Source organism: Streptomyces sp. NPDC021224 (assembly GCF_044332905.1).
Classification (GTDB): domain Bacteria; phylum Actinomycetota; class Actinomycetes; order Streptomycetales; family Streptomycetaceae; genus Actinacidiphila.
Genome location: NZ_JBIRPW010000008.1, coordinates 26,741 through 52,516 on the forward strand (window position 1 = coordinate 26,741; position 25,776 = coordinate 52,516).

Sequence of the window (25,776 nt, forward strand, 5' to 3'; positions counted from 1 at the left end):
TGAGTGGGTGTCCGGTGGCGGGTGGTGCGGCCGGGCACCCCGCACGGGGTGCCCGGCCTGGCGGACTTCCGTCCGCCGGTGGTGGTGCGGGGGTGCGGGCTCAGCCCCGGAGCCCGCGCGGGTCGGTCAGGAGTTGCCGGTCAGCGTGGTGTCGCCGCAGTGGGTCAGCAGACCGAAGCCGTAGAGCTGGATGGTCGCGGTGTTGGTGCAGACCTTGGAGGTCGCGCCGACGAACGCCAGCGCGATGTCGGTCTCGGTCAGCCGGGTCGTCTTGATGACGTTGTAGACGTCGCGGTTGATCGGGAACGCGGTGTTCAGCACGGCCGGGCTGCCCGTGGTCGGCGACGCGGAGTCCACCGACTCCAGGACGGCGCCGTTGCGGCGGTCGCGCACCTTCGTGGTGGTGCTGTTGGACTGCGCGATCCACTGCGCGATGGAGAACGGCACGATGTCCTCGGCGCCGTCCGCGGCGACGGTGCGCTGCAGGCCGCTGCCGTCGTGCTCCTCGACCTGCGCACCGTTCTTGGCGTGGTCGCTGACGCAGGACGGCAGGTTGACCGGGTCGAAGCCCAGCTTCTGCGCCCAGAACTTGCGGGTGCCCGAGCCGGTCTGCGGGACCAGCGGGTGCACGGTGACGGGGTTGCCGCTCGCGTCGTTGATCGTCGGGAACTGACCGGCCGGCAGCGGGTTGCCGCTGGCGTCCAGGCAGTTGTAGACGCGCTTGAGGTCCGAGTTCGTGGGCGCGAAGGTCACGTTGGTCTTCAGCGTGCTGCCGGTCTTGACCGCCAGCGTCACCGCGTCCTCGGCGAACGGAACCCAGGTGAGGTTGGTGCCGGCCACCGACACGCCGCTGGAGGAGCGGGCGAAGTCGATGTTGCCCGCGCCGGAGGCGATGTCCGCGTTCAGCGCGGCGATGCCCTCGCCCGAGCCGTTCGGCCGGGTGATGCCGCCACCGGTCGGGCAGGTGCGGCCGGTACGCAGCACGATGCACTCGTGCGCCGCACCCGTGGTCGGGTTGACCGCGTCGTAGGACGCGATCAGCAGGTGCGCCGGGCTGTTGTTGGGGTCGACGATCTTGCCGCTGAGGCCGTTCAGGACGTCCTGCGTGGTGTCCGAACCCACACCGTTCAGCTCGCGGAACTCGGTGGGGTCGGCCTGCGCCGTACCCGCGACCATCACTGCGGCGAGAGTCGTGGCACCGGCGACGACAGCCGCCCGCTTGGCGAATTTCACGATCACTGTACTTTCCTCCGTGATTATGCGGATGGAATTGCTGACGTGACCTGCCCGAAGGGTTTCCGGATTCCCTCCGGAACGGCCCGGTCCGTCGACCGGCCGTGAAATATCCTGCCCATGAACAAAGCCCCGGTCAATCAAATTGACACCACTGGCAAAGTGAACGAAAGGAATTCCGGACTACCCCAGAATTTCCTTCTTGGGGGCGCGCAAGTCCGCGGCCGGGCGCCGTGGACGGAAAAGCGACCCGCCCCCGCCGCGGACCGCTCCCGCGCGCATCAGCAGGGGGCCCGCGAGGGATCCCGCGACACCCGCGACCAGGACGATCAGCAGCACCCAGCGGACGGCGCCGAGCAGCAGGCCCGGCGTGGTCCCGCCGGTCTCCGCGACGTTGTGGGACGGCGGGGACGCGCTCGGGCCGCCGGTCCCGCCGCCGGCGGCGGCCGGGGCCGAGGTGGACGGGGAGGCGCCGCCGGCCGCGGAGCCCGCCGGGGCCCCGGGCGCGGAGCCCGTGGCCCCCGCCGACGAGGAGCCGGTCGAGCCTGCGGCGCCGCCGGTCGTCCCGGTGTCCCCGCTGCCCGCACCGGAGTCGCCGGTGGGCGGTACGCCCGCCACCAGCCGGCCCGCGGCGGTGAGCGCCTGGGAGCGCATCGCCGTGGTCAGGGGCGCGTAGCCGGGGGGCAGCAGCCCGTTGCCGATGCCCGGCGCCTGTCCGGCGCCGGCCGCGTACCGCATCAGGTTGGCGTAGTCGGCGCGGGAGACGGAGTCGAGGCCGGTGGAGGCGGCCGCGTAGGTGACGGAGGTGAGCGGGTAGGCGCCCGCCGTCTTCCGGCCCGGGTCCTGGTCCAGCACACCCGGTACCGCGCCGTCCTTCATCCCCGCCACCGCCTTGCCCAGCGAGTCGGTGGTCGGTGCCACGAACTGGCCGTCGGCGTTGAGGAGTTCGGCGGTGCCGAGGCGGTACGCGGCGGCGGTCGCCGCGTCGGTCAGCCCCAGCATGAAGTAGCTGCCGGGAAGCTGGACGTTCGGGTAGAAGCTCACCGGAATGGAATTGGTGTTCACGCCCATGGAGCCCTTGTTGTTCGCGGACTGCACACGGACGGCGTCATCCTGGAGGTCGTTTCCGTAAGGGTTGACGGTCACCGCGCTGAGCGAAAGGTTCGGGTTCTCCGGGATGGGCACCCACTTCGTCGAGTCCGGTTTCGGGAACTCGCTGAGGGATGTCGTGTCCGGCTGGTTCTCCAGGAAATTCGGGTTGATCTTCATGCCCCACTGGTCCGGCTTGCCCTGGAGGAACGCCTTGGCGTCCCGGTCGGAGTTCAGCCAGCGCCACAGCATGGCGGCGTAGTCGCTCTCCCCCTGCGGCACCTGGAAGCCGGCCCGGCAGCCGTTGAGCACGGAGCCCTGGAATCCGGGGTTGAGCGCCTTGAACTCCGGGTCGTCGTCCACCTTCTGGGGGTTCTTGTCCGTCAGCCTGCCCCGGACGACCTGGCTGTTCGGCCCCGGGATGTCGCACTGGTAGGACTCCGTGAGCATCTTCGCGACGAGCCGCGCGTTGAGCCGCACCCTCGGCACCTGCCGGGAGGACGCTCTCGCCTGGACGTTGAAGGCGATGACGAGTCCGGAGACCGCGACGGGCGCGTGCACGACCGGTGGGCTGCCCGGTGGCGGGACCACCGGGTCCTCGACGAAGCCCAGTTGCCCGTCCGCACCGCCCGCGAGCACCTGCTGCCGGACGAAGGACCGCTGGTTCTTGGAGAAGTCGAAGGTGATCTTCTCGCTCGTGCACAGCGAGGGCTGCCAGGACTCCATCGCCTGACGGATCATGTCCGAGCCGACGGTGGGCTGTTCCTTCTGGCCGAGCGTGCAGTAGACCCCGATGGGCTTGAAGTCGAGACGGAAGACGATGCGCTGGTCCCAGTTGCTCTGGGACAGCGGCGACGTGCGCAGTCCTGCCGAGGTCCGCGGGACGGTGCCGTCCGGCTCGTGCTCACCGCGCGGTACGACGACGAGCCAGCACGGGGCGGGCTGGGCCCCGGCGGCGGAGCTGCCGCACCCGAGGTAGTCCGCCTCGGTCGTCGTCTTCAGCCGGAAGATCGACTCGCCCGTGCCGTCGGGCCCGGTGGGGACGGCCGCCTGGGCGTTGGTGGTGAGAGGGGAGAAGTACTCGCCCACGTCCTTCGTGGTCTTGCCCGTGACCGCCCGGAACGGCAGGACCTGCCCCGAGGGGGTCGCGGGGACCGTCTCCTTCGGGTCGTCCAGTCCGTCGCTGGAGGAGTCGTAGGCGATGTTCCGCCCCACAGCGACGAACCCCTCGGCGTTGGGGGCGTTCCCCCACTCGCACTGGTCCCGGTCGGGACCGTCGGGCGAGTCTCCCCAGCACTGCATGACCTGGAGGAAGTCGAAGCCGAACTGGCTCTGGCCGGGGCTGGTCGGCTCCCCGCCCGTCCAGGAGACCTTCACACCCTGCGTGTCCAGGTCCTCGGTCTGGTCGACGGTCACCTTGAGGCCGGAGAAGTCGTCGTACGGCCCCTTCGTACCGGCTTTGGTGACCGCGGAGTCACCGGAGCCGGCGGTCGCGCTGGCCCGTCCGCCCACCGGAGCGGGGAGCAGGACCAGGCCGACCGCGGCGAGCAGCGCGGTGAGCAGTCCGCCGGTGCGGACGAGCAGCGTGCGGCGCCGCCCGGTGGTGTCATGCGCGCTCATCACGCCTCCCCTTCCCGGTGATCCGGTGGGCGATGGTGGGCGGGGCCAGGACGACGAGCAGGAGCAGCAGCGCCGACAGGCCCATCAGCCAGGTCCGCAGGCCCCCGAAGGGCTCGGAGCCGACGGTGACCTCGGAGGCGGTGACGTCCTGGTCGCCGCCGGTCGTGCCGGTGGAGTCGCCGCCGGCCAGGCCCGTGTCGGGGTCGACCGCGCCGCCGGAGGAGCCGCCCGCGCCGGAGGAGCCGCCCGTGGCGCCCGCGCCGGAGGTGCCGCCGGACGCGCCGCCGGTGGTCGCGCCGCTTCCGGCGGTGGCGCCGCCGTTGGTGGTGCCGGTGCCGTTCCCGGTGCCGCCGGAGCCGCCGTTGCCGCTGCTGCCGCTGATGGGCTTCAGCGGGGTCTTCTGGTTGCTCGCGCCCGCGGTGCCGTCAGTGCACTGGTCGTTGCCGTCCTTGTCGCACGGCTTGGGGAAGGGCGCGTTCTTGACCAGGGTGTTGGTGCCGTCCGTGGAGAAGGTCGGGTTGTGGCAGCCCTTGAGGTCGATGGTCTGGGCCACCGCCCCCGGGATCTTCCTGAGCTGGTCGAAGCCCGCCTGCACGAGGTTGATCGGCAGCGCGGAGTAGCCCAGCGGGTCGGCCTGGGCCTGGCCCTGGCACAGGAAGTAGTAGCCGAAGGCGGCGAGCGTCTTGCCCTTGGCCTCGGTGAGCGGCGATTCCAGCTTGGTCGGCAGGATGATGTAGCTGTAGCTGGACAGCGGGTACGTGCGCGGGTCGCGGAAGGTGTAGACGTCGTCCAGGATCTGCGTCAGGTATTCCGAGGAGCCCTTGTTGGTGTTGATACGGGCCTTGGTCAGCGCGACGGCCACGTTGGAGGCGGTCGGCTCGGTGTAGTAGCCGGCCGCGTTCTCGACCTTCGCGACGGGGAAGCCGCTGGTGAGCGCGTACGAGTATTCGTCGTAGCCGATGGCGCCCTCGGAGTAGTCCTGCCGGATGTAGCCGGACACGCCGAGCGAGCCCTGCTGGGCGATGAAGCCCGTGCCGGGGATCACCGGGAAGTCGGAGGTCTCACCGCAGGGCGTCGGCTTGCCGGCCCGCTTGCAGTAGGCGTTCCACAGCGAGCCCTGCTGCTTGGACATCCAGAGCGTGAACTGGGCGGTGGAGCCCGAGCCCTCGGCGCGGACCACCGGGATGATCTTGCGGCTGGGCAGCGTCAGACGGGGGTTGTCGTGGCGGATCTGCGGGTCGTTCCAGTTCTTGATGGCGCCCGTGAAGATCTTGGCGACGGTGTTGCCGCTCAGCCGCAGGTTGGTGACCCGCTTGCCGCCGATCTTGAGGTTGTACATGAAGGCCGTACCGCCCGCGACGATCGGCATGTACGCGTAGCCGCGCTTCGGCGGAGCCTCCCGCACCCCGAACTCGGTGGTGCCGTACGGGATCTCGGAGACGCCGAAGTCGGTCACCCCGTCCTTGAACTGCTGGCGGCCCTGCGTGGACGCGTTGTCGTTGTAGCTCACCGTCATGCCGTACTTGTGGACGCTCGCGATCCACTGCTGGATGGCGTTCGCGCTCCATGTCGAGCCCGAGCCGCTGATGCTGGCGTAGGTGTCCGCGTGCGCCGCGGGCTGGCCGAGGGCCAGCAGGGTGCACAGCATCAGGGCGAGGGCCGAGGCCGCCGCCCGTAGTCTCTTCACGATCCGTCAACTCCCTGTGCGGGGTCCTGCTCTGGGCTGGGGGAAGGGGCGGGTGCCGGACCTGCGGGAGCAGGCGCGGGGCCGCGGAGCGCCGCCCGCTCGGCGAACCGCTTCTGGTCGCGGCGGGAGGCGAGCACCCGGCGGTGGGTGGCGCGCCGGGTCAGCTCGCCGGGACCGCGGCCGCCGATCACCCGGGCGATCACGAAGAGGACGAGCACCAGGACCAGCAGCGCGGCCGCGGTGCCGAACCCGCGCGAGATCATGGCCGGTTGGGGGGACTTGACGAACTCGAAGGTGGCCAGCGGCAGCGACACCATCGGCCCGCTGAACGGGTTGAGGTTGGTCACCGCGGTGACGCCCGCGGTCAGCAGCACCGGCGAGGTCTCCCCCACCCCGCGCGCGGTGCCGAGGATGACGGCGGTGGTGAGACCGGACCGCGCGGTGGGCAGCACCACGTGCCACACCGTGCGCCAGCGCGGCGAGCCGAGCGCGTACGACGCCTCCCGCAGGGTGCCGGGCACGAGCCGGATCACCACGTCGGCGGCGCGGATGACGATGGGCAGCATCATCACGGAGATGGCCAGCGACGCCGCCAGGCCGGACAGCGGCACGCCCAGCGCGAGGATCACGGTGGCGTAGATGAACAGGCCGGCGACGATCGACGGCAGCGCGGTCATCGCCTCGACGACCGTGCGCACGAACCGCGCGTAGCGTCCGGGCACCTCGTTGAGGAAGACCGCGCACAGCAGGCCCGCGGGGACGGTCAGGGTCAGCGCGATGGCGATCTGGATCAGGGTGCCGACCATCGCGTGCCGCATGCCGCCGGTCGAGAGCGGTTCGAGCGGACCGGCCTTCGTCATGTCCTGCGTGTAGAAGTTCAGGTGCGGGAAGGCCTTGCGGCCGTTCCACAGCGTGTAGACCACGACGAACGCCAGGGCCGTCAGCAGCAGCACGGCCAGGCTGTGCACGATCACCGAGGCGATCCGGTCGCGGACGGCCGGCCCGTCCTCGTCGAAGGACACCAGCAGCGCGTACAGCAGCAGGAAGAGCGCGTACGCGACGACGACGAAGCCGAGGCCGCCGGAGAAGGGTGCAAGGCGGGTGAAGAACAGCCAGGTCAGCGAGAGCGAGGCCGCCGCGGCGCCGGTCACCGCGTAGAGGTCGGTGACGCGGACGGTGCTGGTGGAGCGGCGGCGCTCGGCGGCCGGGGGCCGCTCGCCGCGGGTGGGCAGGGTCGTGGCGCCCGCGGGGCGCGCGTCCGGGCCGGGCGGGGACGCGGCGGGGGCGCCCGCCCCCGCCGCGTTCATGGCGTCCGTGGTCATACCGAAGGAACTCCTTGCTCCGCCGATTGCTCGGCTACTCGGCGGTGGCGCCGGAACGGCTGCGGGCGACGATCGTGGAGGCCACGAAGTTGACGACGAGCGTCATGAGGAAGAGCGCGAGGCCCGCGGCCATCAGCGCCGACATCCCGAAGGTGCTGGCCTCCCCGTAGCGCAGGGCGATCAGCGTGGAGACGGAACTGGTGCCGGCCTGGAGGATGTGCGGCTGGATCACGAAGACCGGCGAGATGACCATGTAGACGCCGATGGTCTCGCCCAGCGCCCGGCCCAGGCCCAGCATCGTGCCGCCGATCATGCCGCCCTTGCCGTACGGCAGCACGACCGAGCGGATCATGCCCCAGCGGGTGGCGCCCAGCGCGTAGGCGCCCTCGCGCTCACCGACCGGGGCCTGCGAGAACACCTCGCGGATGATGGAGCAGACGATCGGGGTGACCATCATCGCGACCACGATGCCCGCGATGAAGGTCGAGGCGGTGTAGACGGTCGCGGTGGCCAGCGGGTCGTGCGGATCGGCGTTGGTCACCTTGAACAGCGGGATCCAGCCGAAGTACGTCGCGAGCCAGCGGGCCAGCCCGACGACCTTGCCCTGGAGGAAGAACAGCCCCCACAGGCCGTAGATGACCGAAGGAACCGCGGCCATCAGGTCGATGGTGCTGACGAGTGTGCGGCGCAGCCGGTGCGGGGCGTACTCGGAGATGTAGAGCGCGGTGCCGATCGCCAGCGGCACCGCGATGACCACCGCGACCCCCGCGATCAGCAGGGTGCCGACGATGACCGCCGCGACACCGAAGTTGCGGGCGTCCGGCTCCCAGGCGGCGGTGGTCAGGAAGTGCCACTTGGCCACCTTCAGCGCCTGCCACGCCCGGAACGTCAGGAAGCCGCCGACCAGCAGCATCACGGCCAGCACCAGGCCGCCGCCGCCGCGGGCCACGCCGCGGAACAGCTGGTCGGGCAGCCCCGAGCCGGCGTACAGCCGGCGCGGTCGGTCGCCGGCCGCCTCGGGTCCGAGGTCGGGGGCGGCACCCGCGGTTCGTGCCCGTGTTCGCATTGTCACGGGTTGACGCTCTTGGCAGGCGATGGCCGGGCCGACACGCCAAAGTGAACTGGGGCCCCCGTAGGGGCAACTTCCGTTCACCTGAAGGTCCGCACGGGAACGTCGGCACCGGCCCGCGGCGACCCGTCGGCGCGCCCGCGCACCCCTCGGCCGGGGTGCAGAACCCCAGCCCACGGGGGCATGATTGCAGTGCGTGACCGTTCGTGAACAAGGGGCAACTTCACGGTGAAGGATGCCGCGGGCCCGCTGTGACGCAGGCCTTAACCATCACTTGACCCATACATTGCCCGTGCTGCACGACTCTCGCGCGGGGCGTGGGAGCGGCTTCGTGGCGCGGCATCGGTGCCGCGCCACGTCTGTCAGGGTGGGGTGGGGCAATGACAGGGGACATCGGGGGTGCCGGGACCCGGGGGGCGGGTACGCGGTGCCAGGTCGACATCAACGAGGACGGCTGGTTCTCGTGGCGGTTGACCGCCAACAACGGCCGGGTCATCGCGCTGGGCGCACAGGCGTACCCGGCCGACGACGAGTGCAAGGCCGCCTTCGAGACGCTGTGCGCGCGCTCGGAGGGGCTGGCCGGGGGGGTGCAGCACGCCGCCGAGTCCAACGGCTGGGTGTGGCGGCTGCGCGGTCCGGACGGGCAGGTGCAGGCGGTCTCGGCGCGCGCCTACGAGCGGCACTCGACGTGCCAGTCGGCGTACGAGCGCTTCCGCGTGCTGCTGCTGGGCCTCGGCGCCGCCGAGGCCGTCCCGTGGGGGGATTCCGCGTGACGCGGCTCAGCTGATGGCGGACAGCACGATCAGCACCACCAGGCCCGCGAGAGCCGGGGCGAGGACCTCCCAGCACCAGCGGACCTGCGCGGCCGACTCGGGGGCCGCCGGACCGGCCGCGCTCTCGCGGGCCTCGGCCAGCTCGCGCAGCTCGCTGAGCGCCTGGTCCGACCACGCCCGGATCGTCGGGTCGGCGCCGGGGACCGGGGTGGGGCGGCGGCCGTAGGGCGGCCGGCCCCCGGGGCGGCCGGGGGTGAACGCGTCGTCGCCCGCGGCCTTCGCCCGCGCGTCCTGCCGCGCCGCCCGCTTGCGGGCGCGCAGCGAGACCGGGATCGCCCAGAGCTGGTACTTCTTCCCGCCGGCCAGCAGCTCGGTGGTGTACGACGAGCGCACACCGTCCACCCCGGTCCACGGCACGGTGACGGTACGGAAGGGGTTGCGCACCCGGATCCGCTCGGAGTTCGCGAAGACGGCCGGGCGCAGGGTGAGGGCGATGATGATCGGCAGGGCGAGCAGCAGTCCGGCGATGGCGAACCACGGGGTGTGGCCCTTGCCGTGGACGATGGCGTCGCCGCCGAGCCAGCAGGCGACGACCAGCAGCCCGACCCCGCCGATCATCCCGGCCATGGAGCGGTAGGCCCGGTCGGCGTACGCGGGCTGTTCCGGGCCGCCGCCGTCCGGCGGGCTCGGGCGGTCGGACCTGGGACTCGTCATAAGGACCGATTGTGCCCGACGCCCACTGCCCGCCGGGCCACGACCCGGTTGCGTTCCCGTCTCGACCGGTGGCGCACCCGGGCCCGGCGGTCCGCGGCCGTCTCCGTCAGACCGCGAGCCGGCGGACCGTCGTCAGCCCGCCGGCCAGCAGGATCACCGCCACCGCGGCCAGAACGGCGGGGAAGAGCGCGGTGACGGTGAAGAAATGGGCGACCCGGGTCCAGCCGTGCACCCAGGTGACGACCGCGGCGGCGAGGGTGAGCAGCACGCCCTGCGCACCGGCGAAGGAGACGGTGCCGATGAGCCCTGCGCGCCGGAAGACCAGGCCGTACCACATGCCGTAGGCGAAGAGCATGACGAAGGCGGCCGCGGCGCCGAGCCAGGTCTGCCACCAGGAGCCGTCGAGGACGCCGGGGACCCGGAAGTAGGCCATGTTCATGCCCCATCCGTCGGTCGCGCGCTCGGCGGCCTGGCCGATCGCGACGGCGGCGCCGAAGCACACCGCGAGCGCGACGGCCAGCAGCGTGGCGCCCAGGAAGTACGTACGGCGGCTGACGCCGAGCGCGAGGCCGAACGGCAGGGACTGGGCGACGGTCTGGATGCCGATCCCGAAGACGACCAGGAAGACCGCGGCCAGCCCGCCCACCCAGCGGTGGCTGGCGTGGCCCGCGGGGGTGAGCCGGAGGATCACGACGTCCAGGACGAAGGCGAAGGCGGCCCACGCCCACGGCAGGACGAGGTACGTGAAGCGGTCCAGCAGCAGGTAGCGGACGACGGTCAGGACGGGCGACAGGCCCGGCACGGACACTCCGGGCATGGTGGCGGACACGCTGGTGGACCAGGTCGTGGGCATGGTCAGACCGTCCCTGCGGAGGAGAGGGTGGCGCGGCTGCCGCTGTCGGCGGCGTGCATCGCGAGCTGCTGGAGGGTGAGGGGGCGCAGGTCGAGCCGCAGATGCTCGGCGAGCTGGCGGTCGCGCTCGTCCAGGCGGCCGGCCATGACGGCGGTCGTCCGCCCGGCCAGCGCGCGGCGGCTGAGCGTGGTGCGGTCGGCGACGAAGCGCTCGACGCCGGGGGTCGGGCCGGTCACGGTGACGGCGTTGCCCCGCAGGTCGTCGGTGAGGGCGTCCAGGACGAGCCGCCCGTGGTCGAGGACGAGAACGCGTTCCAGCAGGTCGGCGACCTCGTCGATGAGGTGGGTGGACAGCACGATGCAGCGCGGGTGGGCGGTGTAGTCGGCCAGCAGGTGCCGGTAGAACATGTCCCGCACCACCGCGTCGAGCCCGGCCACCGGCTCGTCGAAGAGCGTCACCTCGGCGTGCGCGGCCAGGCCCAGGATGATGCCGAGGGCCGCGCGCATACCGCGGGAGAGCTTCTTGATGCTGCGGTCCGGCGGCAGCTCGTACGCCTCCAGCAGCTCGGCGGCCAGCTCCGCGTCCCACCGCGGGTGGAAGAGCGCACCGGCCGCGAGCGCCTGGCGGACCTTCAGGTCGGGGTAGGTCTGGTCCTCGCGGATGAGGGTCATCCGGCGCAGCACCGCGTCGTTCTCGACCGGGTCGGCGCCCAGGACGCGGACGGTCCCGGCGGAGACGAAGTCCTGTCCGGCCAGCGACCGCAGCAGCGTGGTCTTGCCCGCCCCGTTACGGCCGAGCAGCCCGACGATGCAGGGGCCGTGGACGTCGGCGGTGACACCGGACAGCGCCTCGTGGCCGCCCGCGCCGCCGAACCGCCGGGTGACACCGGCGAGCGAGATGACGGCGGGGCCGGTCACCGCGGGCTCCCCGCGGTGAGGCCGACCGCGCCCCGCTCGTCGCGCACCAGCGCGAGCAGCTCCGGCTCGTCGAGCCCGAGCCGCGCGGCCTCGACGACCAGCGGCCGCACGAACCGGTCGGCGAACTCCCGGCGGCGTGCGGTGAGCAGCCGCTCGCGCGCGCCCTTCGCGACGAACATCCCCACCCCGCGCCGCTTCTCCGCGAGCCCGTCCTCGACGAGCGAGGTCAGCGCGCGGGCGGCGGTCGCCGGGTTGACCCGGTGGAAGGCGGCGAGCTCGTTGGTGGACGGGATCCGCTCGTCCTCCCCGAGGCCGCCGTCGGCGATATGGTCCGCGAGGTCGGCGGCGATCTGGGCGAAGAGCGGCCCGCCGGTGTCCGGAGCTGGTGCCATGAGCTGGGCTCCCTGGGGTGCGTTGGTTTGTTGGTCCACTAACATACCACCGCACCAGTGAAGTGGTCCCCTAGTGAGCCAGCCCTCTGTCACGCAGCCGCCCGAGCACCGCGTCCGCGGTCTCCTCCGCGGTGAGCCCGCCGGAGTCGAGGACGTTCTCCTCGTACGGGCCGAGGTCGGCGAAGCCGTCGTAGATCCCGCCGAGGACCTCCCGGTCGGTGAGCGGATGCCCCGGGCGCGTCGTCCCCCGCCCGAGCGCGGTCTCCCGGTCGGGCCGCAGCACCACGTACTCCAGCCCGACCCCCGCCGCCCCGGCCGCCTCCCGGTAGGCACCCAGGAACCACGGCCCGATCACCCCGTCGACGACGACGTGGTAGCCCCCCGCCGCGTACCCGGCCGCCGCCCGCGCGATGACCCCGGTGACGACCTCGTTCTGCCGCTCGGCCCCCGGCAGGTAGGGCGCCACGAACCCCTGCACGATCGCCGCGTAGAAATCGTCCGTGTGCAGATGCACGGCGGGCGAAAGCCTGCTCCCGGCCAGAATCCGCGCGACCGTGCTCTTCCCCGCCCCGGAGGGCCCGCTCACCACGATGATCTCCATCCCCCCACCGTAGGACGGCCCCCCAACGCGCGGCGCTCCACGGAGGGATGCGCCCCCAGGGGCGAAGGGCCGCGTGGGGGCACCCCCGGGCGAAGCCCTGGGGAGAACGGAGCGACAAGCCCCCCACGGCGAGAAGGTCCCGCTGCGGGCAGCAAACCCCTCCCCGGAGGGAACCCCGCACGGCGGGGCGCTCCCGCCACGGCAGCCTCCCACCCCCCCCGGGGGGTAGCCGCACCGCTACGCGCGTAGATATGCTGGGCTGGTGACCATGCCCAAAGTTCTCCCCTCCCACGCCCCCGGCGCCCCCGCCCGCCTCGCCGGCATGGCGGACGTCACCGCCTCGGACGCCGCCCTGCGAAGGTTCCTGCACGGGCTGCCCGGCGTCGACGCCGTCGGTCTGGAGGCCCGCGCCGCGGGCCTCGGCACGCGGTCGATCAAGACGACCGCGAAGGCGTACGCCATCGACCTGGCCATATCGATGATCGACCTCACGACGCTGGAGGGCGCCGACACCCCCGGCAAGGTGCGGGCGCTGTGCGCGAAGGGCCGCCGCCCCGACCCCACCGACGCGAGCACCCCGCACGTCGCGGCGATCTGCGTCTACCCGGACATGGCGGCCGTCGCCCGCGACGCGCTGGGCGCGGATTCCGGTATCGCGGTCGCGTCCGTCGCGACGGCCTTCCCGGCGGGCCGCACCAGCCTGCCGGTCAAGCTCGCGGACACCGCGGACGCGGTCGCCGCCGGAGCCGACGAGATCGACATGGTCATCGATCGCGGCGCCTTCCTGGCGGGGCGCTACCTCCAGGTCTTCGAGGAGATCCGCGCGGTCAAGCAGGCCTGCGCGCGGCCCGACAAGACGTCCGCCCATCTCAAGGTGATCTTCGAGAACGGCGAGCTGGCGACGTACGACAACATCCGCCGCTGCTCGTGGCTGGCGATGCTGGCCGGTGCGGACTTCATCAAGACCTCCACCGGCAAGGTCGCCGTCAACGCGACACCGCCGAACACGCTGCTGATGCTGGAGGCGGTGCGCGACTTCCGCGACGCGGTCGGCGTGCAGGTCGGGGTGAAGCCCGCGGGCGGCATCCGGACGTCCAAGGACGCGATCAAGTACCTGGTCATGGTCAACGAGACGCTCGGCGACGACTGGCTCTCCCCGCAGTGGTTCCGCTTCGGCGCCTCCAGCCTGCTCAACGATCTGCTGATGCAGCGGCAGAAGCTCAGGACCGGCCGCTACTCCGGCCCCGACTACGTCACGGTGGACTGATCGCGATGACCGACAACCTCTTCCCGTACGCCCCCGCGCCCGAGTCGCGCGCGATCGTCGACCTGGCCCCGTCCTACGGCCTGTTCATCGACGGCGAGTTCACCGAGGCCGCCGACGGGCGGGTCTTCAAGTCCGTCTCGCCGTCGAGCGAGGAGGTGCTCGCCGAGGTCGCCCGCGCGGGCGAGGCGGACGTGGACCGCGCCGTCGCCGCCGCGCGCAAGGCCTTCCCGGCGTGGAGCGCGCTGCCGGGCGCCGAGCGCGGCAAGTACCTCTTCCGGATCGCGCGCATCCTCCAGGAGCGCTCGCGCGAGCTGGCCGTCCTCGAATCGCTCGACAACGGCAAGCCGATCCGCGAGACCCGGGACGTCGACCTCCCGCTGGTGGCGGCGCACTTCTTCTACTACGCCGGGTGGGCGGACAAGCTCGCGTACGCCGGTTTCGGCCCGGACCCGCGGCCGCTGGGCGTCGCGGGCCAGGTCATCCCGTGGAACTTCCCGCTGCTGATGCTGGCCTGGAAGATCGCCCCGGCGCTCGCCACCGGCAACACGGTGGTGCTCAAGCCCGCGGAGACCACGCCGCTGTCGGCGCTGTTCTTCGCCGACATCTGCCGCCAGGCCGGGCTGCCGCGCGGTGTCGTCAACATCCTTCCCGGGTACGGCGACGCGGGCGCCGCGCTCGTCGCGCACGAGGGCGTCGACAAGGTCGCCTTCACCGGTTCGACGGAGGTCGGCCGGGCGATCGCCCGCGGGGTCGCGGGCACCCGCAAGAAGGTCACGCTCGAACTCGGCGGCAAGGCCGCCAACATCGTCTTCGACGACGCCCCGATCGACCAGGCCGTCGAGGGCATCGTCAACGGCATCTTCTTCAACCAGGGCCATGTGTGCTGCGCGGGCTCGCGCCTGCTGGTGCAGGAGTCCGTGCAGGACGAGCTGCTGGACGCGCTGAAGCGGCGGATGGCGCAGCTGCGGGTCGGCGACCCGCTGGACAAGAACACCGACATCGGCGCGATCAACTCCGCCGAGCAGCTCGCCCGGATCACCGCACTGGCCGAGGCGGGCGAGGAGGAGGGCGCCGAACGCTGGGCGCCCGCGTGCGAACTGCCGTCGTCCGGCTACTGGTTCGCCCCGACGCTCTTCACGGGCGTGACGCAGGCGCACCGTATCGCCCGGGAGGAGATCTTCGGCCCGGTGCTGTCCGTGCTGACCTTCCGCACCCCGGCGGAGGCGGTCGAGAAGGCCAACAACACGCCGTACGGCCTGTCCGCGGGCATCTGGACGGAGAAGGGTTCGCGCATCCTGTCGATGGCGAACAAGCTGCGGGCCGGGGTGGTGTGGGCGAACACCTTCAACAAGTTCGACCCGACGTCGCCGTTCGGCGGTTACAAGGAGTCCGGCTACGGCCGGGAGGGCGGCCGGCACGGCCTGGAGGGATACCTCGATGTCTGACGAAACCAGGCGGCTCACCGTCTTCAAGACCTACAAGCTGTACGTGGGCGGCAAGTTCCCGCGTTCCGAGAGCGGCCGGGTGTACGAGGTGGCGGACTCCAAGAGCGGCGGGTGGCTGGCCAACGCGCCGCTCGCGTCCCGCAAGGACGCGCGGGACGCGGTCGTCGCGGCGCGCAAGGCGGTGCCCGGCTGGTCGGGCGCGACGGCGTACAACCGGGGCCAGGTCCTCTACCGCGTCGCGGAGATGCTGGAGGGGCGGCGCGAGCAGTTCGTGCGCGAGGTCGGCGAGGCGGAGGGGCTGTCGAAGTCCCGGGCCGCGGCGGCGGTGGACGCGGCGGTCGACCGCTGGGTCTGGTACGCGGGCTGGACCGACAAGATCGCCCAGGTCGTCGGCGGCGCCAACCCGGTCGCGGGCCCCTTCTTCAACCTCTCCACGCCCGAACCGACCGGCGTGGTCGCGGTGCTGGCCCCGCAGGACTCCTCGCTGCTCGGCCTGGTCTCCGTGCTGGCCCCGGTCATCGCGACCGGCAACACCGCGGTGGTCGTGGCCTCCGAGCGGGCGCCGCTCCCGGCGCTGAGCTTCGGTGAGGTCCTGGCCTCCTCCGACGTCCCCTCCGGCGTGGTGAACGTCCTGTCCGGCCGCACCGCCGAACTGTCCGCGCCGCTGGCCGCGCACGGGGACGTCAACGCCCTGGACCTGACCGGGGCCTCCCCGGAGCTGGCCACGGAGCTGGAGATCTCCGCGGCCGACACCCTCAAGCGTGTCCGCCGCCCGTCCCCCGAGGACTGGACGGCGGACCCGGGCACGTCCCGTCTGACGGCCTGGCTGGAGACGAAGACGGTCTGGCACCCGATCGGCGTCTGAGCCTGCGGGCAGCCCCGGACCCTCCTCCTCGCCGTCCCGTCAGTGCGGCAGCAGCCCGGTCGCCGGGCCGACGAGGGGGAGGGTGCCGAGGGAGCCGCCGTGGGTGACGGGGTCGGTGAGCGCGGTCGTCGAGACGGGCTTGAAGTCGGCGACCTGCGAGCCGAGTCCGTTGTCCAGCGGATCGACCCCGGTGTTGGACAGCGGGTCGAGGGTGAGGTTGCGCACGGGGGCGACCGCCGGGCCCAGGGCCGCCGTCACCGCCGAGGTCGGCAGGGCTTCCAGCTCGGAGGCGACGTCGGGGACACCGGCAGCCGCCGGGGCGGCGGCGACCGCGGCGGTGGCCGGGGCGATGACCGCGGCGGCGGCGGTCATGGTGAGCGCGAGGGCGGTACGCAGTGAGGGCATCGGGACACCTGGGCCTTGCTCGGGGAGGTACGTCGTTGCGTGCTCAGCGTAGCCGATCGGGTGCGGAGGGTGTCTCGTCGCCTGTGGACAGGACTGCGGGGCGCCGTCCACCTGCGGTGTCGCCGGGTGGACGCGGACCGTAGTTATGGGACCGGGCGGGAGCGTACCGGCGGGCATGCCGGACAATGGTTTGCCGTGAGTTCATTTCCCGCCCGTGTGATCCTGCTGGCCGGGCCGTCCGGCTCGGGCAAGACCACACTCGCCGCGCGTTCCGGGGTGCCCGTGCTCGGGCTCGACCACTTCTACAAGGACGAGGACGACCCGACGCTGCCGCGGCTGCCGGGTGGCGCGGGCGACTGGGACGCGCCCGCGTCCTGGAACGCCGACGCGGCGGTGGCCGCGATCACCGCGCTGTGCACGCGGGGCGTCGCGGACACACCGGTCTACGACATCGCCACCAGTTCGGCGACCGGCGTCACCCGGCTCGACCTCGACGGCTCGCCGGTCTTCGTCGCCGAGGGCATCTTCGCCGCCGAGATCGTCGGCCGGGTCCGCGAACTCGGCCTGCCCGTCGACGCGGTGTGCCTGCGCGGCCGTCCCTCGACGACGGCCTGGCACCGCTTCGTCCGCGACATCCGCGAGGGCCGCAAGTCGGTCCCCTTCCTGCTGCGCAGGGGCTGGCACCTCTACCGCACCGAGCGCGCGATCGTCGCCCGCCAGCTCGCGCTGGGCTGCGTGCCCTGCGACTTCACCGGGGCCCTGGCCCGCATCCTCGCCCCCGAGGCGGTGACGACCGCGCAGGCCGCGTGAGCCGCACCGGGCGCGGGCGCGCGGGCGGGCCGTCAGCCCTTGCGCAGCGTCAGCGCGCCGTTCGACGTCGAGAGGTCCAGGCGGTAGGTGGCCGAGGGGTCGTCGGCGATGTCCACCTTCTTGTCGGCGTTGGACGTCTTCGCCGAGACCTTGTAGGCGGCGGGGGCCGCGGTCACGGTGACGCGGGCGTTGGAGGTGTGGACGCGGACGTCCTGCGGGGTCGGCGTCGTCACGGTGACCGCGCCGTTCGACGACTGCGCGTCCACGCCGCCCTTGGTGCCCGTGACGTTCACCGCGCCGTTGGACGTGCGCACCTTCACCGCGCCGGAGGCGCCCGCGACGGTGATCTTCCCGTTGCTGGAGTGCACGTCGGCGGTGCCGACGTCCGTGAGCGTGATCGCCCCGTTGGAGGTGCCGCCCGCGACCGCCAGCCCGGCGGGCACGGTGACGACGTAGTCGGCGCCGCAGTTGTGCCCGCAGCCGGACAGCCACAGCACGCCCTTGTCCACGTGCGAGGTCGCGCCCGGCTTGTCCCCGCGGTAGTGCACCTCGCGGTGCACGGACACCGACCCTGCCGTCCCCGAACCCTCCACCTTCACCGAGCCGTTGCTGTCGTCGAGGTGGATCGCGGTGATCTTCTCCGTCACCTTGGTGTCGTCCGTCGCCGTCTTCGACCGCACCGCGTCGCACGCCGCCAGCCCGCCGACGGTGAGTGCGGCCACTGCCGCGCCGGTGAGGATGCGCTGGTGTACGCGTGCCATGAGTTCTCCCCGTGAAGGACCTGCCGACTGACCGGATGCCCCGATCGTAGGCAGCCCCCACCTCCGCTTTCGCTGGGGAGAACCCCCCGAAAACTCCCCCGGCCCGCCCCCCGGGTGCACGACCGGGTCCGTCAGCCGCGCCACCTCACGACGGCCTCGCCCGCGACTGAGCCGACACCCGCGGCGGCGCGGTCAGTGAGCGTTTTCAGCGTTGTCTCTCCAGGGTGAGGACGGCTTTGGTGATGACGCTCATGCGGTTGGGGCTGATGCGTGATCGGCGGAAGATCCGCCAGGACTTCAGCCGGGCCATGCCTCGTTTCGACAGGTGCCCCGGGCCGCGGAAAGAGCCCGGTTCTCGGTCCGCTCGGTGAGGGTGAGTTCACCGCCCGGCGGCCGGAGTTTGGCGGTGGTGACCCAGTCCCCGGCGCCGATGTAGGCCATGTCGGCGAGGATCGGGACGCCCTGGCGGCCGCAGATTCGGAGGATCTTGTGGGTCCGGACGGCCGTCAGGTCGTGGGTCCGGCCCGGCAGCGCCGGCGACAGCCACAGGATCTCGCCGGTCGGGTCGGTGACGACCTGCACGTTCACCCGTGCCGCTTGTGCTTCGAGGAGTAGTCGGCCCTGCCGTCGCCGACGGGGTCGCACTCTGCGAGCGTGCCGTCCAGCAGGACGAAGTCCGGGTCGTGCTCGCGCAGCGTCTTCAGCAGGCCCGGCGCTCGCTCGGCGAGCAGACCGGTGACCGCGGTGACGTAGGTGGTGTGGGCGGTGCCGACGGATATCCCGAAGGCCGCGGCGATACGGGCAAGCGTGCCGTGGCGACGCAGGTACACAAGTGCGACCAGCGCACGGCGGTGCGGCGGCAGTTTGCACCGCTGGTCACCCTCGCGGGTGACGATGAGCATGGTGACCCACTCGACCAGGTCATGAGGCAGGTCGAGTGCGGCAGGATACGGAACCAACAGGGCTCCTGCACTGCTGAGCTGAGACGTCGAACACCTCGCTCAACGCCACGGGAGCCCTGCCCGTTGCGCACTCCGCGGCCCCACACCACCCCGTCACCCGATCAGGTGCCACGCTGAAAGCGTTCAATGCGAGTCCTGTGCCCGCCGCGTGTTGGCCAGGTGACCTGCCGCCGGGGGCAGCGGCACTTGATCCTCGTACAACGCGCGAGGCTGCTGCCGACGTCCTGCCGTGCCGATTGCTCACCCACGTCGCGCTGCCGGGCGAGCGGTTCTGCGTGAGCAGGTGTGGCGAGAGTGGCGCAATTGCGCCAACTGAGACATTTGAGCCGTTCTGGATGCGGCGGGCCCAGATGTCGCCCTGTGCGTCCCGCCCTGGTCACGGGCCGAGGTAGAGGCAGGCGGCGCCGTAGCGGCCCAGGGCATGATGTGGGGCCGCGACAGGGGGGCGGGAGGCGAAGTGCGACGTCAGGCCGGTTGTGTGGTTTGGGGAAGGCGCACGCCAGGGCGCTGTGGGCACCGTGACCGGTTTCGGGGCTGTGACCCTCCTGGCCGCATCTCATAGTGGTTGTTGTCGCAGGCAGTCGCAGAGGCGCGGAGGGGGAGTTCCGCACCTTTGGACCGGGATGGGCAACGCCCCGGCTGCCTGTTGTGTCCGCCCGCGCCGGAGCGGGCGGTGGCTCGCCGGAAATTCCGGGCGAGCAGGGGGAGGATCAAGCATGCGGAGAAAGCTCGCAGCTCTCGTTGGTACGGTGCTACTCGCCGGAGGGACACTCGCCAGCGCCACGTCGGCCTCGGCCGCATCTGCGCAACCCAACGCCGACAGCTGGGACCACATCTGGACCACCTCAGACTCCGCTCATGGCGGCACGATCTACATCCACGAGCATGGCGACACCGTCCGCCTCTGCGACACGGCAGCCGACGGGGCCACTCCCCGAGCCCTTGTCTTCTGGAGCTCGGGGCATTACGTGTTGACCGCCGGGGGTGGCGTGAACCACTGCATCGAGGTCAACGCCACTGTGCCGGGAGCGGACCTTCCGGAAAACACGGACATCTACGTCGACATCTGGCGGGGGCCGAACCAAGTGGATGAGACCAACCATGTCTACTTCAACGACCTCTGAGCCTCAGCGCGCGAAGAAGCACGCCGCCTCGCGCGGCGGGGCCGCATCCCACGCGCTCGCAATCGTCGCATGGTGGATGGCGGCGGACAGCTCCGCCCTAGACTGAGAAGGGGCCCTACCTCACTGAGCTTCTTCGAGCTGGCCACCAATCAGGTGATGGCCGTGAGCCGCAACGGGCGAGGCCCCCGGGCGGTTGATCGAGATGTCTGACGTCTCAATCACGCTGCTCGGGGGCCTCGTTGGTGGTCTGTCCTGCCGCACTCGACCTGCCTCATGCGCTCGTGGAGTGGGTGACCATGCTGATCGTCACCCGCAAGGGTGACCGGCGATGCAAGCTCCGCCCGTCGCAGCGCGCGATGGTGGCGCTGATCTATCTGCGCGAACACATCACCCTGGCGAAGATCGCTGTCGGGTTCGGGATCAGCGAGTCCACCGCGCACGCCTACGCCAGCACGGTCATCGCTCTGCTCGCCGAACGGGCGCCGGCCCCCTGGCTGACCGCCGGCATCAAACGCAGGCCCCTGCAGGAACTCACCCCCACCGAGAAGACCCTCAACCGCGCCCTGGCCGCAGCACGGGCACCCGTCGAACGCGGCATCGCACGGCTGAAGTCCTGGCGGATCTTCCGCCGATCGCGGTGCAGCCCCAACCCCATGACGTCAATCGCCAAGGCCGTCCTCACTCTGGAGCGGCAACGCTGAAGAAGCTCAGTGCGCCGCGCCCAGCTCCGCCTCCTCGGCGCGCGACTCCTCCTCGGCCTCCCTGACGTGCTCCTCCACCCGTGCGGCGGGGAGCCGGACGCGGAGGGCGAGCAGGTACACGACCGCGGCGAGCGCCAGGTTGACCACGAAGCCCCAGCCGAGGCCGATCCAGCCGCGCCCACCGTCGTAGTCGCCCGCCCAGCTCGCCAGGGCGAGGCCGCCGAGCCACGGCAGCGACCAGGTGGCGCCCGCACGCAGGTCGAGTTTCGGGGCGCGGTCGCCGGCGGTGACTTCGAGGACGGCCAGCAGCACGAACCCGATGCCGATGGTGGCGAAGAGCTTCCAGTTGGTGTTCCAGCCGGCCCAGTAGACGATCAGGTTCGACGAGTACAGGCCGAGGAACGGGATGATGTCGCCGCCCGGAACGCGGAAGACCCGCGGGCGGTCCGGCAGTTGGCGGCGCATCGCGGCCAGCACCAGCGGGCCGGACCCGAAGGACAGCACGGTCGCCGAGGTGATGAAGCCGACCAGCTGCTGCCAGCTGGGGAAAGGCAGGAAGACGATCAGGCCGATCACGAACGTCACGACCAGGCTCACCAGCGGCGCCCCGCGCGACGTGGTGCGCGCCAGCGCCTCCGGGGCGTTGCGGTTGCGGCCCATCGCGTAGGAGATGCGTGCGGTCACGGTCGTGTAGATCAGCCCGGTGTCGGCCGGTGAGATCACCGCGTCCACGTACAGCAGGTACGCCAGCCAGCCCAGGCCGATGGCGCTGGAGATCGCGGCGAGCGGCCCGAAGTCATCGGTGAACTGCAGGTTCAGCCAGCCGTGCGACGCGGCGAGGTCGTGCCCGGGGACGGCGCCGAGGAAGGCGGCCTCCAGCGCTATGTAGATCACCGCGGTGACGGCCACCGACCCGATGACGGCGAAGGGCACGTTGCGCTTGGGGTTGTCCGTCTCACCGGCCAGTTCGATCGCCTGCCGGAAGCCGAGGAAGGAGAAGGTGATCCCCGCGGTGGAGATGGCGGTGAAGACACCCTTGCCGCCGCCGGGCGCGAAGCCGCCGTACTCGTGGGCGTGGAAGTTGTGCCCGTGGAAGGACGTGACCAGGAACGCCACCACCACCAGCAGGATGATGCCGAGCTTCCACCACACCAGGACGTTGTTGACCCGGGCGAACCAGCGGATGCCGAAGTAGTTCAGCGCCACGAAGAAGGCCATGGCCACCACGGCGACCGCGTACCCGAGACCGGTCAGGGTGTGGGTGTCGGTGCTCGGGTGCGCGACCGTGAAGTCCGCCCACTTCGTCGCGTACTGCAACGCGCCCTCGACCTCGATGGGCGCGACCGTCGCGGCGGCGATCCAGGTGATCCAGCCCATCGTGTAGCTCGCGAAGGACCCGAACGACAGGTGCGGGAAGCGCACCACACCGCCCGACAGGGGGAACATCGTGCCCAGCTCGGCGAAGCACAGCCCGATGAGCAGGATCATCACGGCGGCGAGCGCCCACGAGAACACCGACGCCGGTCCCGCCTCCCGGGCCGCGTTCAGCGCGCCGAACAGCCACCCGGAGCCGATGATCGACCCCACGCACGCGAAGAGCAGGCTCACCCGCCCCAGATCCCGCCGCAGCGTCGGCTTCCCCGGCGCTTCCGCCGCGCCCCGCGGTTGTGCGGATGTCTCACTCATACGACCACCTTGCCTTCGTGCCCCAGCGGCCCCGGGACCGCTCACCTGCCCCAGATCCCCCGCACTCCCTACGAAGGCGGCCTGCCCGGGGTTGGCCCGGACATGCCTCACCGGCACACGACCGGCACTTCCGGCACGCGCACGATCCCCACAGGGGCGATGCCCGGCGTTCACGGTCCACCGCGGCGATCACCCCTGATCGCCCACACGTGTGACCCGTTCACTGGAGGGACCTCCATGACAACAACGCCACCGCGCCGCCGTACGGCACGGCGTCTCGCCGTGCCACTGACGGCCGCCGCCCTCGCCCTCGGCGTCGCCACCGCGACCGCCGCACCGGCCGCGGCCAGCAACAGCTACAACGGCCACCTCTCCATCGAGGGCTCCGGCACCCCGGGCGACGACCTCGACGACGAGGGCGCCGTCAACACGACCACCAACACGGTGTCCACCGTGACCTGCTTCTGGCAGAACATCCTCCACGTCGACAACTACCCGCCCATCACGGGCATCGGCCCCGCGCGAGGCTGTTCCCTTTCTCCGGGGGCGGACCTTATGCGAGAACGGGAATACCCGCCGCCCGCCGTGGACGGCCCGCCCTTCGCGGCTCTAACGTCGTCGTGCGGGCGAGCGGTGCCCGCCCGAAAGGGGGCGCCATGCGGGGTGGAGAGAAGCTCACTCGACTGACCGGCACAGTCGGGGGGCCGAATTGCGACGATGACGACTGCCCGAACGTCTACGCTACGGAGCGCCGTACGTTCGTCGTGCAAGGCGACGCGTACAACGGGTTCTCGGTACCCGAGGGAGAGGGTCTCGTCGAGATCCCCGAGCATGTGCTGCGGGAGGCCGTCCGTGTTCTTGGATGGTGACGCCTGGCGGGAATTCTTCGACGGCTTCGCACACGAGGCCTTCAGGTTCGAGTCCCAGCCGACGTACACCATGCCGAACGAGGCGGCGAGCCTCGCGACGTTCCTGCGGGGAGAACCCAAGCCCGCGGACCACAACAGCCGGTGGCACGCGCGCGTGCGCGCCTACGTCGAGGCGGGCAAGTGGATCGGCAGAACACGTGTCGTGAGCCGACCGCTCACCGACTACCAGCGTTACCAGTTCGCCTGGGGAATCCCCGGAAACATCGCGGCCGGTGAGGACATCCGGATTCTCGACGTGACGGCGCTCAGTCTCGACCTTCCAGTCGGCCAGGACTGGTGGATGCTGGACGAGTCGCGCGTCATCCGGCTCAACTTCAGACCGGACGGAACGCAGATCAACCGTGAGGTCCACCGGGGACCGGCTCGCCCGTCGTTGCGCCATGAGCCAGAGCAAAATCTCAAAACTGGAGACCGGCAGGATCACGCCGAGCCTCACCGACGTCGAGGCCGTCCTCACAGCGCTCCACGCCTCACCGGCTGAGATCGCCGAGGTCATCGCCCTCGCCCGCATGGCGAACACCGAATGGCAGGACAAGCGTTCGTCCTGGCGTCGGGGCCTGGAAAAGCGGCAGAACGAATTGGCGTCACTCGAATCCGCAGCCAGCGAGTTGCGGTACTTTCTGCCCGCGATGATCACGGGCCTGCTCGCCACACCGGAGTACATCCGCGCCAGTCTCGCCCACTCCCCGGGCGACAACGGGAGGACGGTCGCGAGGAAGACCGAACGCCAGGCGGTTCTCAACGACAGGTCGAAATCCTTCACCTTCCTCCTCACGGAGCAGGCCGTACGGTGGGCGATCGTGCCGCCGCCGCCATGGCCGCACAGATCGCGCACCTGGTGTCGCTGTCCCGCCGCCCGAACCTCCGTATCGGAGTTCTTCCCCACACCACACAGCCGGTACGCGGACCGCTGAACACCTTCACGGTGTACGACAGCCGACTGGCGACGGTCGAGACCTTCACCGGACGCATCGTCTTCCAGGACCCCCGGGATGTCGCACAGCACCTGGAGATATTCGCCGCATACGAACAGGCCGCCTCGTTCGGCGACGACGCCCGAGGCTTCCTTTTCCGCTGCGCACAGGCCGAGAATTCATGATCTTCAGTAGGGCTCAGGAATACGGAACGATTCACCGCCGCACGGCCCCTACCGTGGAATTCCGAGCCCGGCACACTGCGGCAGGGCTCGTTGAATGCAGCCGTAGGAGGATGCATGAGCACTTCCGCACAGACCCGGACGCGCGATCCGCGCATTCTGCTGAACGGGCTGGCGCATCGCGTGCCCCAACTGGTCACGGAGGACGAGCCCACCCTGTGGGACCGGGAGGTCGCGCTGCTCACCCGCGACAACCCGGTGATGACCAAGGACACGGCCGAGAGGCTTCTCGGCCAGGCCGTCGCGTACACACTCACCGCGATGGAACACCCCGGAGTCGACATGGGCGTGGGGTACACGGTGGACGTGGCCGTACACGCCCTGATCCTGGACACCCCGCTCTACTTCGCGCTGTGCGACGAATACAACGGCGGTCGTTACAAGCACCACGCACCGCTGATCCGGCGCCGCCGGGACGGCACAGTCACGCGCACGGCCGCGCTCCTGCGGGAGAACGGCTTCGACGTGGACGAGGAGTTGTGGGGCGTGGATGCCGCCGATTGCTCGCCGTGCGACAACAAGGTGCCCGACAGCCACTGAACGCCTCTCTGGCGCGGAAGCAGGATCCGGGCGCCCCCGCCGGGCGTGGCGGGGGCGCCGCCGACTTGGACGGAGGACGACGCCTTGCCCGCTCGGCACGACATCGGCGCGGAGCGCCGGCTCTGGGACGACTTCGCCGGGAGCACCAGGGAGAAGGCCCTGCGGGGCGAGCCGGTGTTCTGCTGGACGCAGTACGGGGGGCACGGCCCCGGTCCAGAGCTTCTCGGCAGTCCGGGGAGCGCCCTGGAACTCGGTTTCGGGACGGGCCGCGCGCTGGGCCACCTGCTGGGGCAGGGGGTGAAGGTCACGGGGGTGGATCTGTCGCCGGTCGCCGTGGAGGCGGTGCGCGGCCGATGGGAGGAGCGGGGGGCGAGGCTGGTGTGCGCGGAAGTGCTCGACTTCCTCGCGGAGGCCACCGAGACGTACGACGCCGTCTACTCGATCTTCGGTGCCGTCTGGTTCACGGACCCGGCCCGGCTGTTCCCGCTCGTCCGCCGGGTCCTCGCCCCCGGTGGCGTGCTCGCCTTCTCCCAACCTCCGGCGATTCCCGGGGCGTACGGCCCGCAGGGCATGTACAAGGGGGGCTTCGCCGGTCCGGCCCAGTTCACGTACCGGTACAGCTACACGCCCCGCAAATGGACCTCCCTGCTGCGGAACGCGGGCTTCACGGACGTCGGCGTCCGCGTCCTCGACGCGCCGACCCCCGGCCACATCGGCACCCTCATCGGGCGGGCCGTCGCCCAGGGCTGACGCGCTCGGCCGCAGCATTCCGCTTTCGGACGGCGACCGCCGGTCTGTGGCCGTGGGGCGACCCCAAAGTCCCCCCTCAGAGCCGGGCATGCAGAAGGTGGTCGA

25 protein-coding genes and 2 pseudogenes are annotated in these 25,776 nt (G+C 71.3%); 13 read left to right on the plus strand and 14 right to left on the minus strand.

Annotated elements, in window-relative coordinates; translation table 11 throughout:
- Positions 1-126: 126 nt before the first annotated feature.
- From ACH4PY_RS21010 to pstC, 5 genes are all read right to left on the minus strand, one after another.
- Positions 127-1,239, minus strand: a complete 1,113-nt coding sequence (locus tag ACH4PY_RS21010; RefSeq protein ID WP_398184780.1) for a hypothetical protein — start codon at positions 1,237-1,239, stop codon at positions 127-129.
- 177 nt (positions 1,240-1,416) lie between these two features.
- Positions 1,417-3,942, minus strand: coding sequence for a hypothetical protein (locus ACH4PY_RS21015; RefSeq protein ID WP_398184782.1), 2,526 nt, complete (start codon positions 3,940-3,942; stop codon positions 1,417-1,419).
- Positions 3,929-5,629 carry a phosphate ABC transporter substrate-binding protein PstS gene (locus tag ACH4PY_RS21020; protein WP_398184785.1) on the minus strand — a complete coding sequence of 567 codons (1,701 nt, stop codon included), beginning with the start codon at positions 5,627-5,629 and terminating at the stop codon, positions 3,929-3,931. Before ACH4PY_RS21020 ends, ACH4PY_RS21015 begins: the two co-directional genes overlap by 14 nt.
- Positions 5,626-6,951, minus strand: coding sequence for a phosphate ABC transporter permease PstA (gene pstA / locus ACH4PY_RS21025; RefSeq protein WP_398184788.1), 1,326 nt, complete (start codon positions 6,949-6,951; stop codon positions 5,626-5,628). The genes ACH4PY_RS21020 and pstA overlap by 4 nt, the downstream gene beginning before the upstream one ends.
- Before the next feature lie 34 nt (positions 6,952-6,985).
- Positions 6,986-8,017, minus strand: a complete 1,032-nt coding sequence (gene pstC / locus ACH4PY_RS21030; protein WP_398185823.1) for a phosphate ABC transporter permease subunit PstC — start codon at positions 8,015-8,017, stop codon at positions 6,986-6,988.
- A gap of 383 nt (positions 8,018-8,400) precedes the next feature.
- Between pstC and ACH4PY_RS21035 the strand changes: the two genes are divergently transcribed.
- On the plus strand, positions 8,401-8,793 hold the full coding sequence (locus ACH4PY_RS21035; RefSeq protein WP_398184791.1) for a hypothetical protein: 393 nt from the start codon (positions 8,401-8,403) through the stop codon (positions 8,791-8,793).
- Positions 8,794-8,799: 6 nt separating this feature from the next.
- Here ACH4PY_RS21035 and ACH4PY_RS21040 read toward each other — a convergent pair whose 3' ends face one another.
- The 5 genes from ACH4PY_RS21040 to ACH4PY_RS21060 all read right to left on the minus strand — a co-directional run bounded on the left by ACH4PY_RS21040 (position 8,800) and on the right by ACH4PY_RS21060 (position 12,270).
- A complete protein-coding gene (locus ACH4PY_RS21040) occupies positions 8,800-9,507 on the minus strand; it encodes a PH domain-containing protein (protein WP_398184794.1) in 708 nt (235 codons plus the stop codon).
- 106 nt (positions 9,508-9,613) lie between these two features.
- Entirely contained in the window at positions 9,614-10,360 is a 747-nt protein-coding gene (locus ACH4PY_RS21045) for a hypothetical protein (protein WP_398184797.1), read from the minus strand.
- Between the two features lie 2 nt (positions 10,361-10,362).
- Entirely contained in the window at positions 10,363-11,277 is a 915-nt protein-coding gene (locus ACH4PY_RS21050) for an ATP-binding cassette domain-containing protein (RefSeq protein ID WP_398184800.1), read from the minus strand.
- On the minus strand, positions 11,274-11,669 hold the full coding sequence (locus ACH4PY_RS21055) for a GntR family transcriptional regulator (RefSeq protein ID WP_398184803.1): 396 nt from the start codon (positions 11,667-11,669) through the stop codon (positions 11,274-11,276). Before ACH4PY_RS21055 ends, ACH4PY_RS21050 begins: the two co-directional genes overlap by 4 nt.
- A gap of 70 nt (positions 11,670-11,739) precedes the next feature.
- Complete coding sequence (locus ACH4PY_RS21060) at positions 11,740-12,270, minus strand: AAA family ATPase (RefSeq protein ID WP_398184806.1); 531 nt, start codon at positions 12,268-12,270, stop codon at positions 11,740-11,742.
- Positions 12,271-12,538: 268 nt separating this feature from the next.
- Between ACH4PY_RS21060 and deoC the strand changes: the two genes are divergently transcribed.
- From deoC to ACH4PY_RS21075, 3 genes are read left to right on the plus strand one after another with little or no spacing between them, the layout of a single operon-like run.
- On the plus strand, positions 12,539-13,537 hold the full coding sequence (gene deoC / locus ACH4PY_RS21065; RefSeq protein WP_398185826.1) for a deoxyribose-phosphate aldolase: 999 nt from the start codon (positions 12,539-12,541) through the stop codon (positions 13,535-13,537).
- A gap of 5 nt (positions 13,538-13,542) precedes the next feature.
- Positions 13,543-14,982, plus strand: coding sequence for an aldehyde dehydrogenase family protein (locus ACH4PY_RS21070; RefSeq protein ID WP_398184809.1), 1,440 nt, complete (start codon positions 13,543-13,545; stop codon positions 14,980-14,982).
- Positions 14,975-15,847 carry an aldehyde dehydrogenase family protein gene (locus ACH4PY_RS21075; RefSeq protein WP_398184812.1) on the plus strand — a complete coding sequence of 291 codons (873 nt, stop codon included), beginning with the start codon at positions 14,975-14,977 and terminating at the stop codon, positions 15,845-15,847. The genes ACH4PY_RS21070 and ACH4PY_RS21075 overlap by 8 nt, the downstream gene beginning before the upstream one ends.
- 39 nt (positions 15,848-15,886) lie before the next feature.
- Here ACH4PY_RS21075 and ACH4PY_RS21080 read toward each other — a convergent pair whose 3' ends face one another.
- A complete protein-coding gene (locus tag ACH4PY_RS21080; RefSeq protein ID WP_398184814.1) occupies positions 15,887-16,252 on the minus strand; it encodes a hypothetical protein in 366 nt (121 codons plus the stop codon).
- Between the two features lie 195 nt (positions 16,253-16,447).
- On the opposite strand from ACH4PY_RS21080, the gene ACH4PY_RS21085 reads away from it, so the two are divergent.
- The gene (locus ACH4PY_RS21085) at positions 16,448-17,062 is read left to right on the plus strand and encodes a uridine kinase (RefSeq protein WP_398184817.1); all 615 of its coding nucleotides are present in this window, start codon (positions 16,448-16,450) and stop codon (positions 17,060-17,062) included.
- A gap of 32 nt (positions 17,063-17,094) precedes the next feature.
- Here the strand turns inward: ACH4PY_RS21085 and ACH4PY_RS21090 are convergent, their stop codons facing one another.
- Both ACH4PY_RS21090 and ACH4PY_RS21095 read right to left on the minus strand, forming a co-directional pair.
- Positions 17,095-17,823 (minus strand): hypothetical protein, encoded by a 729-nt coding sequence (locus ACH4PY_RS21090; RefSeq protein ID WP_398184820.1) that lies wholly within the window; start codon positions 17,821-17,823, stop codon positions 17,095-17,097.
- A 205-nt stretch (positions 17,824-18,028) separates the two neighbouring features.
- Positions 18,029-18,782: pseudogene (locus ACH4PY_RS21095) on the minus strand (transposase family protein).
- A 719-nt stretch (positions 18,783-19,501) separates the two neighbouring features.
- Here ACH4PY_RS21095 and ACH4PY_RS21100 point away from each other — a divergent pair.
- On the plus strand, positions 19,502-19,909 hold the full coding sequence (locus ACH4PY_RS21100) for a hypothetical protein (protein ID WP_398184823.1): 408 nt from the start codon (positions 19,502-19,504) through the stop codon (positions 19,907-19,909).
- 239 nt (positions 19,910-20,148) lie between these two features.
- A complete protein-coding gene (locus ACH4PY_RS21105; RefSeq protein WP_398184826.1) occupies positions 20,149-20,610 on the plus strand; it encodes a transposase family protein in 462 nt (153 codons plus the stop codon).
- A gap of 6 nt (positions 20,611-20,616) precedes the next feature.
- Here ACH4PY_RS21105 and ACH4PY_RS21110 read toward each other — a convergent pair whose 3' ends face one another.
- Complete coding sequence (locus tag ACH4PY_RS21110) at positions 20,617-22,296, minus strand: APC family permease (RefSeq protein ID WP_398184829.1); 1,680 nt, start codon at positions 22,294-22,296, stop codon at positions 20,617-20,619.
- A 237-nt stretch (positions 22,297-22,533) separates the two neighbouring features.
- On the opposite strand from ACH4PY_RS21110, the gene ACH4PY_RS21115 reads away from it, so the two are divergent.
- The 6 genes and pseudogenes from ACH4PY_RS21115 to ACH4PY_RS21140 all read left to right on the plus strand — a co-directional run bounded on the left by ACH4PY_RS21115 (position 22,534) and on the right by ACH4PY_RS21140 (position 25,671).
- A complete protein-coding gene (locus ACH4PY_RS21115) occupies positions 22,534-22,983 on the plus strand; it encodes a hypothetical protein (protein WP_398184832.1) in 450 nt (149 codons plus the stop codon).
- The gene (locus tag ACH4PY_RS21120; protein WP_398184835.1) at positions 22,953-23,165 is read left to right on the plus strand and encodes a hypothetical protein; all 213 of its coding nucleotides are present in this window, start codon (positions 22,953-22,955) and stop codon (positions 23,163-23,165) included. The genes ACH4PY_RS21115 and ACH4PY_RS21120 overlap by 31 nt, the downstream gene beginning before the upstream one ends.
- Positions 23,149-23,706, plus strand: a complete 558-nt coding sequence (locus ACH4PY_RS21125) for a DUF6879 family protein (RefSeq protein ID WP_398184837.1) — start codon at positions 23,149-23,151, stop codon at positions 23,704-23,706. Before ACH4PY_RS21120 ends, ACH4PY_RS21125 begins: the two co-directional genes overlap by 17 nt.
- Positions 23,606-24,324: pseudogene (locus tag ACH4PY_RS21130) on the plus strand (helix-turn-helix domain-containing protein). Before ACH4PY_RS21125 ends, ACH4PY_RS21130 begins: the two are co-directional and overlap by 101 nt.
- Positions 24,325-24,438: 114 nt before the next feature.
- Positions 24,439-24,921, plus strand: a complete 483-nt coding sequence (locus tag ACH4PY_RS21135) for a hypothetical protein (RefSeq protein WP_398184840.1) — start codon at positions 24,439-24,441, stop codon at positions 24,919-24,921.
- An 84-nt stretch (positions 24,922-25,005) separates the two neighbouring features.
- Entirely contained in the window at positions 25,006-25,671 is a 666-nt protein-coding gene (locus ACH4PY_RS21140) for a class I SAM-dependent methyltransferase (RefSeq protein WP_398184843.1), read from the plus strand.
- Positions 25,672-25,776: the final 105 nt, after the last annotated feature.